Source organism: Sinorhizobium psoraleae, from assembly GCF_013283645.1.
Taxonomy (GTDB): Bacteria; Pseudomonadota; Alphaproteobacteria; order Rhizobiales; family Rhizobiaceae; genus Sinorhizobium; species Sinorhizobium psoraleae.
In genome coordinates this window covers 2,958-7,204 of record NZ_JABEKV010000031.1, presented here as the reverse complement: position 1 = coordinate 7,204, position 4,247 = coordinate 2,958, and the positions used below count along the sequence as shown (strand labels likewise).

General features: G+C 57.8%; 2 protein-coding genes and 1 pseudogene. All 3 read left to right on the top strand.

Features of this window, described 5'->3' with window-relative positions; all coding sequences use genetic code 11:
• The first annotated feature begins 127 nt into the window (after positions 1-127).
• Positions 128-1,339 carry a tyrosine-type recombinase/integrase gene (locus tag ILFOPFJJ_RS34250; protein ID WP_173514819.1) on the top strand — a complete coding sequence of 404 codons (1,212 nt, stop codon included), beginning with the start codon at positions 128-130 and terminating at the stop codon, positions 1,337-1,339.
• A complete protein-coding gene (locus ILFOPFJJ_RS34245; protein WP_246300025.1) occupies positions 1,336-2,874 on the top strand; it encodes a tyrosine-type recombinase/integrase in 1,539 nt (512 codons plus the stop codon). The genes ILFOPFJJ_RS34250 and ILFOPFJJ_RS34245 overlap by 4 nt, the downstream gene beginning before the upstream one ends.
• Positions 2,871-4,247 (top strand): annotated as a pseudogene (locus ILFOPFJJ_RS35880) (hypothetical protein); the annotation flags it as partial. The gene ILFOPFJJ_RS34245 and the pseudogene ILFOPFJJ_RS35880, both read left to right, overlap by 4 nt.

Sequence of the window (4,247 nt, the reverse complement as noted above, 5' to 3'; positions counted from 1 at the left end):
TGTTGCTTTTTGACGCCAAACCGCCGGTTACGTTCTTGTGGATTTCCTCGATAAACGGCGGTTTCGTGTGTTGCTTTTTTAAATCGGCGTTGTGACATTTGCGCGGGTTCAGGAGCGCGGGTCAAATATGCCGGTCAATCTTGCTTCATCATCGCTGCCGCCGACTTTACGCGGCATGGCCAGCGTCGACCTTTACGGAATTCCTCGGTTCTGGGCGACTATCTGGGTCGACGTGCTGACACCGCCGTTGGAGCCGTCGACCAGGCGCAAGCATCTATCCGCTTTGGACCGGCTTTATGACGCGGCCAAGCGCCAGCGCGGCAGCGACTGTCTTGACCGCTTGATCGCCAACGCTGACGCGGATGCACTTGAGGACGTCCTGTTGGGCTTCCTCGCCCAACTGCGCAACGAAGCGGTCATCACGGGTTTCGACAAGAACTCGACCTGGACCTCGGCCGTCAGCTTCGTGATCGACATACTTCGGCGTGCAGGAACCTCGTCAGGCGCTCGCGTCGCCGAAATGGAGGCTAAGCTCCTCAGGCTCGAGGTGCTTTACCGCCAGCTCGCTCCCAACCCCGAGACGAGCGCACCGGTCATCCGCGCGCTGCCGACCACGGTGGTTCTGGACCTCCACGAAATCTTCCGGCCGGATTCTCCTCGCAATCCGTTCAAGACCGAGGCGCTTCGCTGGCGCAACCTCGTTATCTTCTTCCTGCTGCTGTTTCTGGGCTTGCGCCGTGGTGAAGCCGCGTTGCTGCACGAAAACTCGTTCAAGGAAGACTTCAACTTCACCACCGGAACAATGGATTACTGGCTCGACGTTGAGGAGACGCAGGACGGCGACCCGCGCTACGAACAACCCAGCTTGAAAACCGCGAAATCTCGGCGGCAACTCCCGGTACCCAAGGAGATTGTTAATCTAATTCCCACCTACATCAGGAACTTCCGGGGCAAAGCGAATTATCCGCATCTTCTGATCTCCCAGAAAGCCAAGCCTCTGTCGCTTCGTTCGATGAACGAGATATTCGAAGTGGCGAGCAAATCGCTGTCCGAAAAAGCGAAGAAATCGCTAAGCAAACAGGGGCTTGCAGGCGTTTCCTGCCACGATCTTCGACATACGGCAGCCGTCGTCCGGATGACACGGTATCGCGACAGGGGCCTCGATCTGGACACGGCGCAGGAGAATTTGCGGGAATACTTCGGTTGGTCGGAAGAGTCCAACATGCCCCGCCTCTACGCCAAATCCTACTTCGAGACCACCCTTGCAGAGGTGTGGGACGAGACGCTTGACACCTTCGTGGACGCCTTGAGACGCATCAATCCGGAGCGAGAGCATTGAACGCTGCTGCATTCAAGTTGGAAGTTGGGCTGCTCGACGAGATCACCAGCTTGACCGCTAAGCTGCCGCCTCTGCCTTCTGTTGTTCGTTACTTCGACGACTTCAACAATGAGGTGCACTCGCTCCGGGACATATCGGCTAGCGGCACAATATTGATCTTCGTAGACGGCCTTGAACGGTTGATCGACTTTGATGCTTTCGGTGCTTTGAATATCGCTGTGAAGCATGTTGTGGTCGACTGGTTCCAGCGCCTCGATCCAACAACTGTGGTCATGAAGGCCGCCAACGTCCTTAGGTACATCTCTCGATGCGGACTAGAGCCCGTCGCATACTTATTTGCGTCATCACCATTTGACAGCCGGGCTTACTGGTCAACTAAGGTTCTATCAAATGTGAAAGCAGATGAGAGCTGGGCCTTGAGAGCTGCGTTGCATTCTCTCTGTCGGCTCAACATCGGCCAATGGTCCCCGCTGTCAGCCTCGATCATCCGAAACCTAAAAAGCCCGAGGGTCGACAAGTACCGCGTCGTCCGTGTCGGTGATTGCTTTCTTCCGCTCGACCAGCAAGCTCTTATCGTCAACCACGTCGACAGCTTGTGCGAAAAATTGGCGGTCGATCCAGCATCGCTCGACAATGTAGAGCTTCGCGACGTCTGCATGCTTGTCATGTCGTACCAATACGCGTTCCGGCCTGGGCAGATCGCCCGAATTGAATTGGCGGACGTGCGGTTCTTCTCTACCGGAGCGGTGCACGTGGCCGTGCCGCTGATCAAGCAGCAGGACAACAGCAAACGCATCCGCGTTAACAGAAAGATCAAGCGTGAGTGGGGAGCGCTCTTCAACGAACTGGTCAGACGCCGGGAAACCGACATCCTTCAGCCGGAAGAGGGGGTGCCCCCTCGCCTGCTCTTCGGCCTCACCCCGAGTGGCGTCGGCCGTGCCATCATGGAATTGACCGAGGAATTGACGGGCGATCCTTGGTCACCGACCGATCTCCGGCATACTGCCGCTCAGCGTCTTGCAGACGGCGGCATCTCCCACGCCGGTCTCACCGAGTTCATGGGGCAGACAAGTGATCGGATTGCCAACGTCTACTTCGACAAGTCTCCCGCGCAGGCCCAGCGCGTGAACGAGGCGTTGGCGATCTCGCCGATTTACTCGAATATCGCGAAGATCGCGAAGACCAAGACCATCGACAAAGCGATGCTTCTCGGCCTTCCTTCCGACCAGCAGATAGGAGGCGCGCCGCATGGCGTTCCCATCGCTGGGATCGGTGGCTGCGCGCTCGGCCAGAGCCTTTGTACGAAAAACCCCGTCCTGGCCTGCTATACCTGTTCGAGGTTCATGCCGCTCGGCGAACCAGAAATCCACGAGGAGGTACTCGAAAGCCTGCGGCCCGTCGTGACGGAGTTTGCTGCGGCATCGCGGAACAATCAGCAGTCCCCGGCCTATTCCCAGCTCAAGTTCACTCTCGACGCCGTGCGGCGCGTGGTGGAGGAGCTGAAATCCGACCGCGAAGAAAGGCATTCTCCATGAACCCCTTTTACGCGGAATACATCGCGACGGCCAAGAAGTTGGCGGCCGAGCGCGGGCTGATCTGGGACCTCGTTTACGATGATCACGGAAAGGTAAGCAAGGAAACGCGCTGGGACCTGACCAGGCTTGTCGGTAAGTTCCCGCCGCCCACGCTTTATCTGGGGCAGGTTGGCGTCGATCCGAATGCGCATGAAAAGCTGAACGAGATCAGGAAGAGGATGAACCAAGGTCCCGTTCCCGCGACACCGATGACGCTGCATTGGCGTGACCTGTACCAGGCTGTGTTTGTACATCACCTTCTGGTCCGCAAGACGAAGCCGCTCAGCGCGATGCAGGTTGCCCAGGGTATCCGGCGACTGGCTCCCGCCGCCGAAGGTACGCCGCCTTGGGCTGTGAAACCTGAACAGATACAACAAGCCTACAACGCTGTCCTTCAGTCGGCGGACTCCGGCAAATTGGCGCTGGACTTCGCCGGTACCGTGCGGAACATCTTTGACGGTCAAAAACTCGCAGACATCCCGGCTCTTGCCCGGTTTTGCATTCCCTACCCGACCAATGAGTCCCTGTCCGCTCAGCAGCAGGCTGAAACCCTGCGCAAAAAGCAAAACGCCCACGGAGGGAGGGATGGCCTTCGCCGATCCCTGGCTGAAAGAAAATCGACGGCAAAGCTGCCGGACGAGCGTGCCTTCTGGGAACTTGTCCGAATCGTCTTCACCGAGACGCCACGTACGTTCTCCGATGCCATCCGGTTCGCGGCATACCGGGTGCAGATCATCATGGGTTTCCGGATTGGTGAAACTGCCTTGCTACCTTTGGATTGGAGGAGATGGCGTGAATACTTCGACGCAGATGGTCGCCCCGCCGGGGAACGTGGCGGCTTCTCCCGGTCGCTGATGATCCGGCATTTTGCCGAGAAGCAGGAAGATGACGAGCGTGAGGACGGCCTCTCCCTGTACGAGAACACTCAGCACGTCCCGCCGATGTTCGAGGAGATTCTCGCGGAGACGCTTGATCACATTGAGAAAATTACCGCGCCTTTGCGAGAACGGTTGAGACGGCAGGCGGCGACTGGCCGCATCTTTCCAGAATACGCCGAGGATGCGCTCGTTCCTGCCTCAGAGATGTATGTTCGAATGACAGGCAACGCCGTTTTTACGGATGTCGATCTCCCGGAGGAGTTTCTTCGAGCCTATCGGGAAAGTTATGATCCCTCGTTCCTGGCTGAAATACAGAACTTGCAGCTAGGCAGAGCGCAGCGTGGTCTCTCGGCGTTCTGGACGAACCCAGCGCAAAAGCAAATTCCTGTTCGGAATGCATCAGGTGTCCCGCTTGATGGAAGGATCGACTGGCGGACGGCCTATATCCGCGTCGGA

Excerpts from the sequence above, each read along its gene's own strand:
- ILFOPFJJ_RS34250 (WP_173514819.1), top strand. The coding sequence starts at position 128 with ATGCCGGTCAATCTTGCTTCATCATCGCTGCCGCCGACTTTACGCGGC.